The organism is Amycolatopsis sp. NBC_00345 (assembly GCF_036116635.1).
GTDB lineage: Bacteria > Actinomycetota > Actinomycetes > Mycobacteriales > Pseudonocardiaceae > Amycolatopsis.
Genome location: NZ_CP107995.1, coordinates 7,517,018 through 7,533,081 on the forward strand (window position 1 = coordinate 7,517,018; position 16,064 = coordinate 7,533,081).

The 16,064-nt window shown below is 69.5% G+C and carries 17 protein-coding genes; 11 read left to right on the top strand and 6 right to left on the bottom strand.

Features of this window, described 5'->3' with window-relative positions:
- Nucleotides 1-218 precede the first annotated feature (218 nt).
- From OG943_RS33870 to OG943_RS33880, 3 genes are all read left to right on the top strand, one after another.
- On the top strand, nt 219-1,130 hold the full coding sequence (locus OG943_RS33870) for a MurR/RpiR family transcriptional regulator (RefSeq protein WP_442874606.1): 912 nt from the start codon (nt 219-221) through the stop codon (nt 1,128-1,130).
- Nucleotides 1,131-1,147: 17 nt separating this feature from the next.
- Entirely contained in the window at nt 1,148-2,077 is a 930-nt protein-coding gene (gene murQ / locus OG943_RS33875) for an N-acetylmuramic acid 6-phosphate etherase (protein WP_328604993.1), read from the top strand.
- Between the two features lie 411 nt (nt 2,078-2,488).
- Nucleotides 2,489-3,601, top strand: coding sequence for a HoxN/HupN/NixA family nickel/cobalt transporter (locus OG943_RS33880; protein ID WP_328604994.1), 1,113 nt, complete (start codon nt 2,489-2,491; stop codon nt 3,599-3,601).
- Here OG943_RS33880 and OG943_RS33885 read toward each other — a convergent pair whose 3' ends face one another.
- Both OG943_RS33885 and OG943_RS33890 read right to left on the bottom strand, forming a co-directional pair.
- On the bottom strand, nt 3,602-4,324 hold the full coding sequence (locus OG943_RS33885; RefSeq protein ID WP_328604995.1) for an oxidoreductase: 723 nt from the start codon (nt 4,322-4,324) through the stop codon (nt 3,602-3,604).
- Complete coding sequence (locus tag OG943_RS33890; RefSeq protein ID WP_328604996.1) at nt 4,321-4,818, bottom strand: phosphoribosyltransferase; 498 nt, start codon at nt 4,816-4,818, stop codon at nt 4,321-4,323. Before OG943_RS33890 ends, OG943_RS33885 begins: the two co-directional genes overlap by 4 nt.
- Before the next feature lie 116 nt (nt 4,819-4,934).
- Here OG943_RS33890 and OG943_RS33895 point away from each other — a divergent pair, with 116 nt between their 5' ends.
- The 3 genes from OG943_RS33895 (at nt 4,935) to OG943_RS33905 (ending at nt 8,285) form a co-directional block, all read left to right on the top strand.
- Complete coding sequence (locus tag OG943_RS33895; RefSeq protein WP_328604997.1) at nt 4,935-5,516, top strand: GNAT family N-acetyltransferase; 582 nt, start codon at nt 4,935-4,937, stop codon at nt 5,514-5,516.
- A 136-nt stretch (nt 5,517-5,652) separates the two neighbouring features.
- Nucleotides 5,653-7,632 carry an acetate--CoA ligase gene (gene acs / locus OG943_RS33900; RefSeq protein ID WP_328604998.1) on the top strand — a complete coding sequence of 660 codons (1,980 nt, stop codon included), beginning with the start codon at nt 5,653-5,655 and terminating at the stop codon, nt 7,630-7,632.
- 137 nt (nt 7,633-7,769) lie between these two features.
- Nucleotides 7,770-8,285, top strand: coding sequence for a DUF6319 family protein (locus OG943_RS33905; protein WP_328604999.1), 516 nt, complete (start codon nt 7,770-7,772; stop codon nt 8,283-8,285).
- A 281-nt stretch (nt 8,286-8,566) separates the two neighbouring features.
- On the opposite strand, the gene OG943_RS33910 is transcribed toward OG943_RS33905, so the two are convergent.
- The gene (locus OG943_RS33910; RefSeq protein WP_328605000.1) at nt 8,567-8,902 is read right to left on the bottom strand and encodes a cupin domain-containing protein; all 336 of its coding nucleotides are present in this window, start codon (nt 8,900-8,902) and stop codon (nt 8,567-8,569) included.
- Nucleotides 8,899-10,194, bottom strand: a complete 1,296-nt coding sequence (locus OG943_RS33915; protein ID WP_328605001.1) for an MFS transporter — start codon at nt 10,192-10,194, stop codon at nt 8,899-8,901. Before OG943_RS33915 ends, OG943_RS33910 begins: the two co-directional genes overlap by 4 nt.
- Before the next feature lie 56 nt (nt 10,195-10,250).
- Between OG943_RS33915 and OG943_RS33920 the strand changes: the two genes are divergently transcribed.
- Entirely contained in the window at nt 10,251-10,916 is a 666-nt protein-coding gene (locus tag OG943_RS33920; protein WP_328605002.1) for a DUF2848 domain-containing protein, read from the top strand.
- Here OG943_RS33920 and OG943_RS33925 read toward each other — a convergent pair.
- On the bottom strand, nt 10,880-11,131 hold the full coding sequence (locus OG943_RS33925) for a hypothetical protein (RefSeq protein ID WP_328605003.1): 252 nt from the start codon (nt 11,129-11,131) through the stop codon (nt 10,880-10,882). The two genes, OG943_RS33920 and OG943_RS33925, sit on opposite strands and share 37 nt — an antisense overlap.
- A gap of 211 nt (nt 11,132-11,342) precedes the next feature.
- On the opposite strand from OG943_RS33925, the gene OG943_RS33930 reads away from it, so the two are divergent.
- Together OG943_RS33930 and OG943_RS33935 are read left to right on the top strand one after the other, a co-directional pair.
- Nucleotides 11,343-12,068, top strand: a complete 726-nt coding sequence (locus OG943_RS33930) for a VIT1/CCC1 transporter family protein (protein WP_328605004.1) — start codon at nt 11,343-11,345, stop codon at nt 12,066-12,068.
- A 35-nt stretch (nt 12,069-12,103) separates the two neighbouring features.
- Entirely contained in the window at nt 12,104-12,535 is a 432-nt protein-coding gene (locus OG943_RS33935; protein WP_328605005.1) for a pyridoxamine 5'-phosphate oxidase family protein, read from the top strand.
- Between the two features lie 53 nt (nt 12,536-12,588).
- Here OG943_RS33935 and OG943_RS33940 read toward each other — a convergent pair whose 3' ends face one another.
- Nucleotides 12,589-14,046 carry a peptide MFS transporter gene (locus tag OG943_RS33940; RefSeq protein WP_328605006.1) on the bottom strand — a complete coding sequence of 486 codons (1,458 nt, stop codon included), beginning with the start codon at nt 14,044-14,046 and terminating at the stop codon, nt 12,589-12,591.
- 209 nt (nt 14,047-14,255) lie between these two features.
- Between OG943_RS33940 and nhaA the strand changes: the two genes are divergently transcribed.
- The gene (nhaA, locus tag OG943_RS33945) at nt 14,256-15,461 is read left to right on the top strand and encodes a Na+/H+ antiporter NhaA (protein WP_328605007.1); all 1,206 of its coding nucleotides are present in this window, start codon (nt 14,256-14,258) and stop codon (nt 15,459-15,461) included.
- A gap of 68 nt (nt 15,462-15,529) precedes the next feature.
- A complete protein-coding gene (locus OG943_RS33950) occupies nt 15,530-16,027 on the top strand; it encodes a phage holin family protein (RefSeq protein ID WP_328605008.1) in 498 nt (165 codons plus the stop codon).
- Nucleotides 16,028-16,064: the final 37 nt, after the last annotated feature.

Consider the following 16,064-nt stretch of genomic DNA (forward strand, 5'->3'; position numbering starts at 1 on the left):
TTAGCTTGACCTCGTTAACAACCTCGACCTGGTTAGCGACTTTCTGGACAACGATTAATCGCAAATCGAAGTCCGCAGACACGGACGGGTTGCGATCCTGCCGAAGGATGTGGGTAGCCTTGTCGCAAATGCCAACGGTTAGTAACTTTCCGACGGTGGACGATGCCGAATCTGTAATCATCGCGGCACCGTCCGAGCACATCGCAGCTCAGACGACTGTGCGTGACGCGGACTCGAGCCCGCTGGTCCGCATCCGGTCGCTGCTGCCAGGTCTGGCGCGGGCCGAGCAACGAGTGGCGAAGGTCGTGCTGGAGAACCCGGCCTCGGTGGCCAGACGCAGCATCACCGAGGTCGCGCTGTCCGCCAGCACGAGCGAGACCACGGTGACGCGCTTCTGCAAGGCCGTCGGCGTCGGCGGCTACCCGCAGCTGCGCATCGCGCTCGCCGCGGACACCGCCCGCACCGAGGCGCGCACCACGCGCAACCTCGGCGGCGAGATCGGCCCGGAGGACGACCTGGCGGCCGTGATCGGCAAGGTCAGCTTCGCGGACGCGCGCGCGGTCGAGGAGACCGCCGAGCAGCTCGACGTGGCGACCATGCAGCACGTGATCGACATCGTCGCGAACGCCGGCCGCGTGGACGTGTACGGCGTGGGCGCGAGCGCCTTCGTCGCCGCCGACCTGCAGCAGAAGCTGCACCGCATCGGCCGCGTCTGCTTCTCGTGGTCCGACACGCACATCATGCTGACCTCGGCCGCGGTGCTGAGCCCCGGCGACGTCGCGATCGGCGTCTCGCACACGGGCGCGACCACCGACACCGTCGAGGCCCTGCGGGTCGCGCGCGAGCACGGCGCCGTCACCGTCGCGGTGACGAACTTCCCGCGCTCCCCGATCACCGAGGTCGCCGACTACGTGCTGACCACGGCGGCGCGCGAGACCACGTTCCGCTCCGGGGCCACGGCGAGCCGGATCGCGCAGCTCACCGTCATCGACTGCCTGTTCATCGGTGTCGCCCAGCGGCACATGGACGCCTCGGTCAGCGCGCTGGACGCGACGAGGGACGCGGTCGGCTCGCACCGGCTCGGGGTCAGGCCCGACGGTCGCCGCCGTCCGCGGGAAACCGGTAAGTGAACCGAGAAGTGAGGCGCATGATGTCCGTCCCCTGCCAGGCGGTGCACGTCGATTCGCCGACCGAACAACGGAACCCCCGCACGACGGACATCGACCTGATGTCCACGATGGGGATCCTCGGCGCCATCAACGCCGAGGACCGCCGGGTGCCCGACGCGGTGGCCGCGGTGCTGCCGCAGCTGGCGCGCGCGGTGGACTACGCGGTGGAAGCCCTGCACGGCGGCGGGCGGGTGCACTACGTCGGGGCCGGCACGTCCGGCCGGCTGGCCACGCTGGACGCGGCCGAGCTGGTGCCGACGTTCAACGTGCCGCCGGACTGGTTCGTCGCGCACCACGCGGGCGGCGAGAAGGCGCTGCGCCAGGCCGTGGAGAACGCGGAGGACGACGACGAGGCGGGTGCGGCCGAGCTGTCCGCGGTCGTCCGCCCCGGCGACTTCGTGCTGGGGCTGGCGGCGTCCGGGCGCACGCCGTTCGTGCTGGGCGCGCTCGAGGCGTCCAGCCGCGCCGGGGCGCACACCGGGCTGGTCTCGGCCAACCCGAGCGCGGCCAAGCCGGCCGGGGTCGACGTGCTGATCGCCGTGGCCACCGGCGCCGAGGTGATCGCGGGCTCCACGCGGATGAAGGCGGGCACGGCGCAGAAGCTGATCCTCACCGCCTTCTCCACGGCGACGATGATCAAGCTGGGGAAGACCTATTCGAACCTGATGGTCAGCATGCGCGCCACCAACGCGAAGCTGCGCGGCCGCACGATCCGCATCCTGCAGGAGGCCACGGGCATGACCATGGCCGACTGCTCGGACGCGCTGACCGAGGCGGGCGGCGACCTCAAGACCGCGCTGGTGCACCTGCTGTCGGGCTGCGACGTCAGCCGCGCCGCCGAGGCGCTGGACGCCAACAGCGGACACGTCCGCAAGGCACTGGACACGCTCCGGCTGCGAGCCGGCTGACCGATACCCGAACCAGGCACGCGCGGGGGCAACGCGTTGGTGCTGTTAAGGCCTCCTTACCCGCGTCTGACGCCGGTAAGGAGGCCTTAACCGCGTCCTGGCGCGGGCAAGGGGGCCTTGACGCCAATGTCAGGAGCATGAGCGGTCCCGGACCGCCGCTCGAACTGTCTACTGTGGACGAATACAGGCGATATTTGTCCTATTTCTGAATATTTGCCCGAGTCGTGGATCCTCTGAAGGCCACCTTGAGGGCATAAACGTCCCTCATGGTGGCCTTCAGGGCATCGACCTCAAGGTCCTGGCGCGGGCAAGGGGGCCTTGACGGCGTTGGGACGGGGCCGCGGCCTATTGCGGTTCATCTGTTCACCTGCCTAACCTCTCAGGTGTTGTCGGCGAGAGGTGTGAGCGGCGATGGACGAGTCGAACACCGGCGCACGGCCGGGCCTGTCCCGGTCGGAATGGGCGTCGATCGCCGGGATGGCCGGGGTCGTCCTGCTGCTGAACCTCGTCGGCTGGGGTCTGCTTGTGCTGGTCATCGCGCCGCGGCACTACGCGCTCGGGGCGTCCGGCGCGTTCGGGATCGGGCTCGGCGTCACGGCGTTCACGCTCGGCATGCGGCACGCGTTCGACGCCGACCACATCGCCGCCATCGACAACACCACCCGCAAGCTGATGTCCGACGGCCAGCGCCCGCTGTCGGTCGGGTTCTGGTTCTCGCTCGGGCACTCGACGATCGTGTTCGCGCTGTGCCTGCTGCTATCGCTGGGCGTACGCGCGCTCGCGGGGCAACTGGAGGACGACTCGTCGACGCTGCACGAGACGACGGGCCTGATCGGCACGTCCGTCTCGGGCGTTTTCCTTTACCTCATCGCGATCATGAACCTGGTGGTGCTGGTCGGGATCATCCGCGTCTTCGCGAAGATGCGCCGCGGCGAGCTGGACGAAGCCGCGCTGGAGCGCCAACTCGACAACCGCGGCTTCATGAACCGCCTGCTGCGCGGCGCGACGAAGGCCGTGCGCAAGCCGTGGCACATCTACCCCGTGGGCGTGCTGTTCGGGCTCGGCTTCGACACCGCCACCGAGATCGGGCTGCTCGTGCTCGCGGCGGGCGCGGCGGCGTTCGCGCTGCCCTGGTACGCGATCCTGGTGCTGCCGATCCTGTTCGCCGCCGGGATGAGCCTGTTCGACGCCGCCGACGGGGTGTTCATGAACTTCGCCTACGGCTGGGCGTTCGCCCGGCCGATCCGCAAGATCTACTACAACATCACCGTGACGGCGCTGTCCGTGGCCGTCGCGCTGGTGATCGGGACCATCGAGCTGGTCTCGATCCTGGCGGACAAGCTCGACATCACCCACGGCCCGCTCGCCGCGATCGCCGCGGTGAACCTGGACTACGTCGGCTTCGCCATCATCGGCCTGTTCGTGGTGACCTGGCTGCTGGCGCTGGCGGTCTGGCGGTTCGGCCGGATCGAGGAGAAGTGGTCCGCGCGGCTGAACACCGCCCCGGAACCGGTCAAGTCTTAGCTACCCGGCCGCCGAGGAGATGCTGCGGGCCTCATTGGCCCCGGTTTCGAAGGCCTCGCAGCAGAACAGCAGCCAGGCGCGCACGCCGTCCGGGGTGCCGGTGGCGAACCCGGCGGCCAGCTCGACGTACTTCGGCACCCGCCGGAAGAACGCCACCTCGGGCACGGTCAGCGCCTTCGGGTCGAGGCCGGTCGCGATCATCGACAGCCGGGCCGCCGCGCGGGCGACCACCCCGTCCGCGGTGCCGAATGGCTGCAGCGCAAGCAGTTCCCCGTGCACCACGGCCGTGAGGACCGGGCCGGGCACCGTCGTCGCACCGGTGACCAGCTGGGCCAGCAGCTCCAGCCGTGAGCCGCCGGTGCGCGGGCGGCCCAGCGCGTCCGGGTCGTCGACGAGGTCCGAAGCCGCGAGGACGTGCAGCCGGGCCAGCGCCTGCAACGGCGCGCGCCGCCACGTCGGCAGCAACGGCTCCAGCGACTCGGCGACGCGCAGGGAGCCGGCCAGCAGCGGGTCCGTCACCGCGCCGTCGGCGGGCAGCTCGGGGTTCGCGCCGTCGATGCCGGCCGACGCGCGCGCCGCCCGGACCGACGCCTCGGCCGCCGTCTCCGCGCCGCCACGCAGGTTCGCGGGCAGCCTGTGGACGGCGAACACCGCGTCCTGCGCGGACTTCGCCGCCGCCGCGACGCCTTCGAGCGCCAGCAACGGCTTCAGCGGGTCGTTCATGCGTCGAGCACCTGGCCTTCGCGCTTGACCACGGGCGGCAGCACCGACCACGGGAAGTTGATCCACCGGTCGGTCTTGCGCCACACGTATTCGGCCTTCACCGTCGAGGTCGGCTTCTCGTAGATCACCGCGCACCGGACGTCGGCCACATGGTCGGCGCAGAAGTCGCGGACCAGCTTGAGCGTGGCGCCGGTGTCGGCCACGTCGTCGGTGATGAGCACCTTCTTGCGGGTGAGGTCCACGACGTTGGGCACCGGCGGCAGCATCACCGGCAGGTCGAGGCGCTGGTCGATGCCGGTGTAGAACTCGACGTTCATCACGTGCAGGTTCTTCACGTCCAGCGCGTAGCCGAGCGCACCCGCGACGAAGAGGCCGCCGCGCGCGATGGAGAGGATGAGGTCGGGCGCGAACCCGTCCGCGGCCACCTCCTCGGCCAGCTCCCTGCTGGCCGAGCCGAACAACTCCCAGGTGAGCTCTTCCCGCGCTTCGGCCATGCTCCCCGCCCTCTCGCTCGATCGTTTCCGCGAGCATAAGCATCAGCGAAGTGGACTGTTGAAATGATCTGAAAATGGATATCACGGAATGCCACTTGACGTCGTAGCGTGAGCGTATGAGCGACTGGAGCGAGCACCCGACCCTGTCCGGCAGCCACGTGCGCCTCGAGCCGCTGGCGCCGGAACACGCGAAGGGCCTGTTCGAGGCCGCTCAGGATCCCGCCATCTGGTCCTGGATGAGCCAGCGTATGCCCGAAGACCTGGCAGCGGCGGAGCTGATGGTCGAGACCGCGCTGGCCGAGCCGGGCCGGCACGCGTGGGCCCAGGTCGACGTCGCTTCCGGCCGAGTCGCGGGCTCCACGTCGTACTACCAAATCGTGGCGCAACACCGGATCCTGTCGATCGGGCACACCTGGCTCGGGCCGGCGTGGCAACGGACCGCGCTCAACACCGAGGCGAAGTTCCTGTTGCTGCGCAACGCTTTCGAGACGCTCGGCGCCCAGCGCGTCGCGTGGGAGACGGACAGCCGGAACCTCCGTTCGCAGCGCGCCATCGAACGGCTCGGCGCGCTGCGCGAGGGCCTGCTGCGGGCGCACCGCGTCCGTCCGGACGGCACGTCGCGCGACACGGTGCTGTATTCGATGACGGACGCCGAATGGCCCGGGGCCCGCGCCCGGCTGCTGGCCCGGCTCGGCTGAACGGCTTGTGAGTGTTTATGACGGTTAGAACCGTCATAAACACTCACAAGCAACGCTGCTGCAACCTTGTCCTGGGCGGACTAACGTCGCTAGCGTGCCGTGAGCCGCGGGTTCGCACTACAGGAGGCCTTGCACCATGACCGAGCAGTCCCCAGCGTTGGACAATCTGCTCAACGAAAGCCGCACGTTCCCCCCGAGCGACGAATTCGCTGCTCAGGCCAACGCCAAGGCCGAGCTGTACGCGAAAGCGGACGCCGACCGGGAGCAGTTCTGGGCCGAGCAGGCTGAGCGGCTGACGTGGGACACGAAGTGGTCCCAGGTATTGGACTGGACCAATGCCCCGTTCGCGAAGTGGTTCGTCGGCGGGAAGCTGAACGTCGCGTACAACTGTGTCGACCGCCACGTCGAGGCCGGCCACGGCGAGCAGGTCGCGATCCACTGGGTCGGCGAGCCCGGCGACACCCGCGACATCACCTACGCGCAGCTGCAGGACGAGGTGTCCAAAGCCGCGAACGCGCTGACGTCACTGGGCGTGAACGCCGGCGACGTCGTCGCGATCCAGCTGCAGATGATCCCCGAGGCCATCTTCGCGATGCTCGCCTGCGCCCGCATCGGCGCGCTGCACAGCGTGGTCTTCGGCGGCTTCTCCCCGACCGCGCTGCGGGCCCGGGTCGACGACGCCGCGGCGAAGATCGTGATCACCTCCGACGGCCAGTACCGCCGCGGCAAGGCCGCGCCGATGAAGGCGAACGTCGACGAAGCGCTCGAAGGCGCCGACACCGTGGAGAAGGTCCTCGTGGTCCGCCGCACCGGCGGCGACCTCGCGGGCGAGGTGCCGTGGACCGACGGGCGCGACCTGTGGTGGCACGAACTCGTGGACGGCCAGTCCGCCGAGCACACGCCCGAAGCGTTCGACGCCGAGCACCCGCTGTTCATTCTCTACACCTCGGGCACCACCGGGCGGCCGAAGGGCATCCTGCACACCTCAGGCGGCTACCTCACGCAGACGGCCTACACGCACCACAACGTGTTCGACCACAAGCCGGGCGAGGACGTCTACTGGTGCACCGCCGACATCGGCTGGATCACCGGGCACAGCTACATCGTCTACGGCCCGCTCGCGAACCGCGTCACGCAGGTCGTCTACGAGGGCACGCCGAACACCCCGCACGAGGGCCGGCACTGGGAGATCATCCAGAAGTACAAGGTCTCCATCTACTACACCGCGCCGACGCTGATCCGCACGTTCATGAAGTGGGGCGCGGAGATCCCGGCCAAGTACGACCTGTCGTCGCTGCGCGTGCTGGGCTCGGTCGGCGAGCCGATCAACCCCGAGGCGTGGATGTGGTACCGCGAGACCATCGGCGCGAACAAGGCGCCGATCGTCGACACCTGGTGGCAGACCGAGACCGGCGCGATCATGATCTCGCCGCTGCCGGGCGTCACGTCCACGAAGCCGGGCTCGGCGCAGCGGGCGCTGCCGGGCATCTCCGCGAAGGTCGTCGACGACCAGGCCCAGGAGGTCGGCAAGGGCGGCGGCGGGTACCTGGTGCTGGACCAGCCGTGGCCGTCGATGCTGCGCGGCATCTGGGGCGACAACGAGCGTTACCAGGAGACGTACTGGTCGCGCTTCGCCGACCAGGGCTTCTACTTCGCCGGCGACGGCGCCAAGTACGACGCCGACGGTGACATCTGGCTGCTCGGCCGCGTCGACGACGTGATGAACGTGTCCGGCCACCGCATCTCGACCACCGAGGTCGAGTCCGCGCTGGTCTCGCACCCGACGGTGGCCGAGGCGGCCGTGGTCGGCGCGTCCGACGCGACGACCGGGCAGGGCATCGTGGCTTTCGTGATCCTGCGCGGCAACGCGGTGGACGGTGGCGAGGAGGCGATCCAGGCCCTGCGCAACCACGTGGCCAAGGAGATCGGCCCGATCGCGAAGCCGCGGCAGATCATGGTGGTGCCGGAGCTGCCGAAAACGCGCTCGGGCAAGATCATGCGGCGCCTGCTCCGCGACGTCGCGGAGAACCGCCAGATCGGCGACGTCACCACGCTGGCCGACTCGTCGGTGATGGACCTCATCTCCACCGGCCTGCAGTCGGGCAAGGAGGAGTAGGTTCTTCGCGGTCAGGGAGGGGCGCACCCGGCCGGGGCGCCCCTTCCGGCATGATTACCCCGAATGGCGGCCATCGAACGCATGTTCTAAGATGTGCCGCTGTACCCACCCCAGATCCGGGCAAGGAGACGACACGTATGACCGTGGAAGCCTTGACGCACGACGAGGACACTGCGGCCGAAGCGGTGACGGCGTCAGCGCCGCAGGCCGCGGACGCCTCGGCAGTCACCGAGCCCACGTCCTCGACTTCACCGGAGCCGGCTGCGGACTCGGCCGAGGCCTCTGACTCGGCTTCGGCTTCGGCTGACGAGAAGCCGGCCGAGGAGGCGCCGAAGCCGAAGCGCGGGCGCCCGAAGGCCACTGCCGCGTCGGCGGCGAAGAAGACCCGCACGGTGGAGCTGATCCTCACCGTCACCGGCACGGCCGACGGTGAGTGGCAGGCCGAGCTGAAGAACGGCAGCAAGTGGGTCGCGAAGGGCCTGGAGATCCCGGCCGCCGCCGTCTCGCGCGCGGCGAAGGAGCTGCACTCCGACCTGTCCGGCCCGATCGACGAGGTCATCAACCAGGCCCGGGACGCGCAGGCCGCGAAGGTCGCGCAGCTCGAGGCCGAGCTCGAGGCCGCCAAGCAGGCTTTGGCGGAGCTCGACGTCTGACGTTCTGTGTTGCGCGGGAAGGCCCGGCGCCCTTTCAGGGGTGCCGGGCTTTCTCATACCTGGTCGACGAAGCCGAGCCGCCGGTTCATCGAAGCCGGGGACTTCGATGCGCTGGGCGACGTACTCGTCGTAGCTGTAGAACTCGCCGCGATCCGGGATGTCGGCCGAGCACGCCTTGTTGAGTTCGTAGAGCCGGCGCCGATGGGCCGGGGTGTCGCCCAGCCGGCTCGAACGCCGCGTCGTCGAATCCCGTCACGTCCGGTTCGAGCCGCACCGACGCCTCACGCGACCGGCGGCCGTTGCGGCAGCGGGGACTTGAACTCCACCCACGTACTGTCCACAATGGCCTCGACGTGGTGCGTCGCCCCGCGCGGGTGCAAGAGCGTCTCACCGGGGAGCAGGTCGGCCGCCACCCCGTCGACGGAGCCCGTCAGGTGGCCTTCGAGCAGGTAGACGATGCTGTCGTGGTCGTGACTGTGCGGGGGCGAGGCCACACCGGCCGGGTAGTGGATCTCGTACGCCAGGCCGCTCGGCGCGCGTTGCAGCTCGCGCACCCGGCCGGTGCCGCCGAACAGCGGCTGACCCTCCACTGTAGACAGAGTGCGCCACTCGCTCACTTCGAATCCCTGGTGTCCCTGGCGATCAGCACCCCGACGAGGCTCACGACGGCGGTGACCGCGAGGTAACACGCCACCGCGATCCAGGTGTCGTAACCTGCGAGCAGGGCCGTGAACAGCAGCGGCGCCGGGGCTCCGCCGATCACGCCGGCGAGCGTGTAGGCCAGCGAGCTGCCGGTGTAGCGCAGCCGTTCCGAGAACTGCTCCGTGACGAGGGCGGCCTGCGGACCGTAGAGCGCCGAGTGGATGACCAGCGCCAGCAGCACGCCGATGATCAGCGCGACGAACGAGCCGTCGCCCACCAGCGGGAAGAACACAAACGGCCAGATCCCCGCCGCGATCACTGCCACCAGCGTCAGCCCACGCCGTGAAACGCGGTCCGACAACGCGCCGAACGCCGGGATCAGCACCAGCTGCAATGCCGAGCCGATCATCACCGCCGCGAGGCCCTGGCCGCGGGAAAGCGTGGTGTGCGAAGTGATGTAGGTGAGAACGAAGACGGTGAACAGCGCGTACAGCACGTCGGGGCACACGCGCACCAGCACGGCGGCGGCCAGCGCGCGGCGCTCGTCGCGGAAGACCTCCGAGATCGGCGCGGACGGGCGCTCGCCCAGCTCCGCGATGCGGCGGAACACCGGCGTCTCCTCCAGCTTCAGCCGGATCCACAGTCCGAAGCCGACCAGCGCGCCGGACAGCAGGAACGCCACGCGCCAGCCCCACGACGTGAACTGCGCGTCGGTGAGCACGGCGGCGAGCAGCGCCAGGACGCCGTTGGCCAGCAGGTTTCCGGCGGGTGGGCCGATCTGCGCGGCCGACGCCCAGAACCCGCGTTTCGCCGGGTCCCCGAACTCACTGGACAGCAGCACGGCGCCGCCCCACTCGCCGCCGATGCCCACGCCCTGCGCGAACCGCAGTGCGACGAGCATGACGGCCGCGAAGCCGCCGACAGCCGCGTACGTGGGCAGCAAGCCGATGAGGAACGTGCTCACGCCGGTGAGGACCAGCGTCACCACGAGTACGCGTTTACGTCCGAGCCGGTCGCCGAGCCGGCCGAACACGAAGCCGCCGAGCGGCCGCGCGAGGTAGCCGACCGCGTACGTGGAAAACGCGGCCATGGTGCCCGCGAGCGCGTCGCTGGAGGGGAAGAAAAGGTGGCCGAAGATGGTCGCCGACGCCACCGAGTAGGCCGCGAAGTCGTACCACTCGAGGGCGGTACCGGACAGGCTGGCCGCGAACGCGCGGCGGAGTGAGCGGCGGTCAGCGCCCGGCGCCGTGGTGACGTCTGGTGTCATAGTGCGGATATACTCCATGTATACATGACTGAACGCAAGACTCTCGGAGGTTTCGGATGCTGCGCTTCGCCCTGCCCGACGGCACGGAAGTGGAAACGCCCGTGCACACCCTGCTGAACGCCGGCTACGCGGGCCGGAGCCAGGACGACGTCGCGGCGCACGTGAAGGAGCTGGCCGAGCTGGGGGTGCCGGCGCCGTCGGTCACGCCCGCGCTGTACCCGGTGGCGCCGTACCTGGCGATGCAGACGGACTCCGTGCCGGCCCAGCACGCCCGCACCTCCGGCGAGGCGGAGTGGGCGCTGGTCGTCACGCCGTCCGACGTCCTCCTGACCGCGGCCTGCGACCACACCGACCGGGCGCTGGAGGTGCACGGGGTGGCGTGGAGCAAAAACGCGGGCCCGGACGTCCTGGCCCGCCGCGCGTGGCGGCTGTCGGACGTCGCCGCCCGCCTGGACACCCTGCGCCTCACCGCGCACGTCGACGGCGCCCTCCTCCAGGACGGCACCCTGGCCGAACTACTGGCCCCCGCGTACTGGCTGGACGAGCTGCGCGCCCGCGGCCTGGCGACCCCTGGCACCGTCCTGCTGTCCGGCACCATCCCGATGGACCCGGCCGTCGACCAGTTCGGCACCCACTGGCAGGTCACCCTCACCGACCCCGCGACCGACGCCGTGATCGACCTCGCCTACGACGTGCGGGTGCTTCCGGAGCCGATCGGATAGACCGGGCCGCCGTCCTGGCAGAACACCAGCTCACCGCTGCGCGCGGCCCCGAGCGCGACCACGACCCGCCGGGCCAGCGTGGCGTTGAGCCTGGTCACGGCCACCTCGACCGGCACCAGCGCGACGGACACGATCTCAACCCCATCGACGACGAGCGCGGCCACCTCGTCGTCGCCGAAGACCCGGCGCGTCCACGGGAGGCCAGTCCCGGACACCCTGGTCGCCGATCGGATCGCCGTCGATCGTGGCGGCGCTTCCGGCGCGGCCGAGACCGAGCGGCGGCTGCCTGGATCTCCCTTCCGCAGAAGTCGGCGGTTACCCGGATAAGGCAAGGCAAAAATAACCGAGGACACCCTTCCTTAACCGGATCAACGCCACAAAACCCGGACCTCGCGAACGCCCCAATTCCGTGTTTCACTATTCATCGTGACCGAGACGATGGACGCCGCCGAGGCGCATGCGCACGAGCCGCACGAGGGGATCGGGGGGAAGCTGAACTGGTTGCGGGCCGGGGTTCTCGGGGCGAATGACGGGATCGTGTCCGTCGCCGGGATCGTGGTGGGGGTCGCGGGGGCGACGGCGAACAGCACGGCGATCCTCACCGCCGGAATTGCCGGACTGGTGGCCGGCGCGTTTTCGATGGCCGGCGGGGAATACGTGAGCGTGAGCACCCAGCGCGACACCGAACAGGCGTTGCTGCGGCTCGAGAAGCAAGAGCTGAAAACGATGCCCGAGGCCGAGGAACGGGAACTCGCGCAAATCTACGAGGGCAAGGGCCTTTCCCCGGAGCTGGCCGAGGAGGTGGCGCGCGAGCTGACCAAGAAGGACGCGCTCCACGCGCACGCCGAGGCGGAGCTGGGCATCGACCCGGACAACCTCACCAGCCCGTGGCAGGCGGCGTTTGCCTCGCTGCTCGCGTTCTCCGTCGGGGCGCTGCTGCCGCTGCTGGCGATCGCCTGGACGAGCGTGTCCGTCCGCGTCTGGGCCTGCGCGGCGGCTGTGGTCGTCGGGCTCACGCTGACCGGCTTCGTCAGCGCGAAACTCGGTGACGCGCAGGTGGGGCGGGCGATCCTCCGCAACGTCGGCGTCGGCGCGCTCACCATGCTCGTCACCTATTTCGTCGGGGTGCTGTTCGGCACCACCGTCGGCTAGGCAACACCCCGGCCGGGCGGGGTGTTGCGCGTCATATGCCGAAGCCACTCAGTGATGCCGACCGTGACGAGTTCCTCGCCGGCAAGCACATCGCCGTGCTGTCCGTCGCCGCCGACGACGGCCGCCCGCCGGCGAGCGTGCCCATTTGGTACGACTACACCCCGGGCGGCGACTTCCGGATCAACACGGGCGCCGGACGGCGCAAGGCCAAGCTCATCCAGCAGGCCGGTGTGGTGACCCTGGTCGTGCAGCGCGAGGAACCGCCCTACCAGTACGTGATCGTCGAGGGCACCATCATCGACGCCGCCACGCCGTCCCCGCGGGCCGCCCGGGAGGCCATCGCCATCCGCTACTTCGGCGAAGAGGGCGGGCGCGAGTTCGCCGACCGCGTCGACGGCACCACCAGCGTGCTGTTCACCATCCGGCCCGACCGCTGGATCACCGCCGACTACTCGGGCGAACTCTGACCGGTCCGGCGCCGCGAGTGGCGGCCCGGTCTGGGCCGCCACTCGCGTAACGACTAGTGCACGCCCTTCATCAGCCGCCGGATGAACGGGATGAGCGCCAGCAGCGCCAGCCCGATCACGATCGCCACCCCGCCGACGATGCTGAAGTACGGCGTCTCGTCGTCCACCGAGTAGTACTCGGCGAGCTTGCCCGACATCGCCGTGCCCAGTGAGACCGACAGGAAGTTCAGCGCCACCATCTGCGTCCGGAACGCCTGCGGCGCGAGCTTCGTGGACAGCGAGAGCCCGACCGGCGACAGCATCAGCTCCGCGATCGTGAACACGAACAGGATGCCGGCGAGCGCGATCAGCGGGCTGCCGTTCTTCCCGGTGTTCACCATCGGCAGGAACAGCAGGAACGCGACACCCATCAGCACGGTGCCGAGCACGAACTTCAGCGGCGTCGACGGCTGCTTCGGGCCGAGCTTGATCCAGATCGCGGCGATCACCGGGGCGAACACGATGATGAACACCGGGTTGATCGAGCTGACCCAGGACACCGGCATCGTCCAGCCGAACAGGCCGCGGTCGAGCCGCTGGTCGGTGTAGGCCGTGACCACGGTGAACTGCTGCTGGTACAGCGAGAAGAACGCCGCGCTGGCGATGTACATCGGGATGAAGGAGTACACCCGGCTGCGCTCGTCCGAGGTGATCTTCTTGCTGGTCAGGATCATCACGAAGTAGAGGACCGAGATGACCACCACGACATAGACGACCACGTCCGCGAGGTTGTCCGGCGTGATCACCCCCGTGGTGATGAGCACGGCGATCACGGCGACGATCAGCACGGCGGCGCCGATCGCCAGCAGGCGCTTCGAGGCGGGCAGCGGGTTCGGGATCTCCGACGCCCGCGCGCCCAGGTTCTTGCGCCCGATCGTGTACTGGATGAGGCCCAGCGCCATGCCGATCGCGGCCAGGCCGAAGCCGAGGTGGAAGCCGACTTCCTGCTGCGCGAGGCCGGTGAGCAGCGGGCCGATGAACCCGCCCAGGTTGATGCCCATGTAGAAGATCGTGAAGCCGGCGTCGCGACGTTCGTCACCCTCGGCGTAGAGCGTGCCGACGACTGCGGTCGCGTTGGACTTCAGGCCACCAGAGCCGATCGCGACACAGGCGAGGCCGACGCCGACGCCGGTCATGCCCGGCAGCAGCGCCAGGCTGATGTGGCCGATCATGATCAGGATGGCGCTGTAGAACAGCGTCCGCTCCGAGCCCAGCAGCCGGTCGGCCACCCACGCGCCGATCACGCTGCACAGGTAGACCATGCCGCCGTACGCGCCGACGATGCCCAGAGCCGCGCTCTGGTCGATGCCGAGGCCGCCTTGGCCGACCTTGTAGTAGAGGTAGATCGCGAGGATGCCGAGCATCCCGTAGTAGGAGAACCGCTCCCACATCTCGACGCCGAAGAGATTCGCCAGCCCTCGTGGGTGCCCGAAGAACCTCGTGTCCTGCTGGACCTCGTTGGAGGTACTCACAACTTTTCGTCCCTGCTCTAGACAACGCTGTCGTGCTCGATTCGCATGCTAGAAGGCGAACTGGTCAACAGGACACCGGCACCGGTGTGGTGAGGGTCATGATGATCATGGGCCCCGCCCGATCGTGCGTTAAAATGGCGTCAAAGGTGCGCCGGGAAGTCTGGTCGGCAACGGTGTTCGTGTTGCCCACCTCCCGGAGGTTCCCGCCTGTGATCGCTTCCCGCCCGGCCCGTGTGGCCGCCGAATTCGCCCGTTACCTGCGCACCGAGACCACCGGCGGAATCATCCTGCTGGTGGCCACCGCCGTCGCGCTCATCTGGGCGAACTCACCCATTGGCGACGTCTACCGGGCGGTGCGCGACTTCCACGTCGGCCCCGAGCTGCTGCACCTGAACCTGTCGATCGGCGACTGGGCCAAGGACGGCCTGCTCGCGTTGTTCTTCTTCGTCGCCGGGCTGGAGCTCAAGCGGGAGCTCGTGGTCGGCGAGCTGTCCCGGTTCAAGCAGGCCGTGCTGCCGGTGATCGCGGCGGTCGGCGGCATGATCGTGCCCGCCGTCTTCGCGCTGGCCATCGCCTGGGGCTCGCCGGGCGCCGACCGCGCGTGGGCCATCCCGGTGGCCACGGACATCGCGTTCGCCCTCGGTGTGCTGGCGCTGACGGCGTCGAACCTGCCGAGCAGCGCGCGGGTGTTCCTGTTGTCCCTGGCGGTGGTCGACGACCTGGGCGCGATCCTGGTGATCGCCATCGTGTTCACCACGGGCTTCAACCTGGTCGCGGCGGGCGTCGCCGTCGTCGCGCTCGCGCTGTACGCATTCCTTCAGCACAAGCGCGTTCGTACGGCGTGGCTGTACGTGCCGCTCGCGCTGATCGTGTGGGTCGCGGTGCACTCGGCAGGCATCCACGCGACGGTCGCCGGCGTTGCACTCGGCCTGCTCACGCGAGTACGGCCGGACAAGGGCGAAGCCGAATCGCCCGCACTGCGCCTGGAACACCGGCTGCAGCCGTGGTCGGCGGCGGTCGCGGTGCCGCTCTTCGCGCTCTTCGCCGCGGGCATCTCGGTGAGCGGCCACGCGCTGGGCGAGGTCTTCACCACGGCGTTGCCGCTGGCTGTCCTGGTCGGACTGATCGGCGGGAAGTTCGTCGGCATCCTCGGCGCGAGCCTGCTGGCCGTCCGGCTCCGCATCGCCGAAAAGCCACGGGGAACGGGCTGGCGCGATATCGCCGCGCTGGCTCTTCTCGGCGGCGTCGGGTTCACCGTGAGCCTGCTGATCGCCGATCTGGCGCTCGAAGGCGAGACGGCCGAACTCGCGAAAGCGGCCGTGCTGATCGCCTCGGCGATCGCGTCGCTGGCCTCCGCGGCGCTGCTGCTGCGGCGCAGCCGGGCCCACGCGCGGGCCGACACCGGCGAAGACTGACCCAGCCGATCCCGACACTCCCGGCGGTCCGTCGCGCCCGTGGATCGGGTCCGTGGCACGATGACCCGGTGAGCAGCCCCAAACACGAGCGAACCGGCCCCGACGGCGTGGGGGCCGTGCCCTACCTGCCCCTCTCCAGCGATGAGGAGGCCGCGGCAGGTGAGCAGTCCATCGGCAGGCTGGTCGGCGACGCCACCCAGCACCTGTCGACGCTGGTCAGGGCCGAGGTCGAGCTGGCGAAGGCGGAGCTGATCGGAGAGGTGAAGAAGGCGCTGAAGGGCGCTGTCTTCTTCCTGATCGCACTGGCCGTGCTGCTCTACAGCTCGTACTTCCTCTTCCTCTTCGTGGCGGAGATCCTGTCCGACTGGTGGGGCGTCCGCTGGCCGGCGTTCCTCACCGTGTTCGGCCTGATGCTCGTCACCACGTTGGTCACGGCGTTCCTCGGCTGGCGCAAGGTGAAGAAGCTGAAGGCGCCGGAGCGCACCATCGGCAGTGTCAAGGAGACGGCCGCGGCGCTGAAGCCGCACCGCGCCGCCGAAGACGACCTGCCCGCGACCAGCGCCTGACCCGGCGCCGGCGTTCCCTCGCTGAGGCAGTGCACGC

Coding starts and splice junctions, on each gene's coding strand:
- OG943_RS33915 (WP_328605001.1), bottom strand. CDS start 10,194: ATGACACCAGACGTCACCACGGCGCCGGGCGCTGACCGCCGCTCACTC.
- OG943_RS33935 (WP_328605005.1), top strand. CDS start 12,104: ATGCCGAAGCCACTCAGTGATGCCGACCGTGACGAGTTCCTCGCCGGC.
- OG943_RS33880 (WP_328604994.1), top strand. CDS start 2,489: ATGGACGAGTCGAACACCGGCGCACGGCCGGGCCTGTCCCGGTCGGAA.
- OG943_RS33920 (WP_328605002.1), top strand. CDS start 10,251: ATGCTGCGCTTCGCCCTGCCCGACGGCACGGAAGTGGAAACGCCCGTG.
- acs (WP_328604998.1), top strand. CDS start 5,653: ATGACCGAGCAGTCCCCAGCGTTGGACAATCTGCTCAACGAAAGCCGC.
- OG943_RS33890 (WP_328604996.1), bottom strand. CDS start 4,818: ATGGCCGAAGCGCGGGAAGAGCTCACCTGGGAGTTGTTCGGCTCGGCC.
- OG943_RS33905 (WP_328604999.1), top strand. CDS start 7,770: ATGACCGTGGAAGCCTTGACGCACGACGAGGACACTGCGGCCGAAGCG.
- OG943_RS33895 (WP_328604997.1), top strand. CDS start 4,935: ATGAGCGACTGGAGCGAGCACCCGACCCTGTCCGGCAGCCACGTGCGC.
- murQ (WP_328604993.1), top strand. CDS start 1,148: ATGATGTCCGTCCCCTGCCAGGCGGTGCACGTCGATTCGCCGACCGAA.
- OG943_RS33885 (WP_328604995.1), bottom strand. CDS start 4,324: ATGAACGACCCGCTGAAGCCGTTGCTGGCGCTCGAAGGCGTCGCGGCG.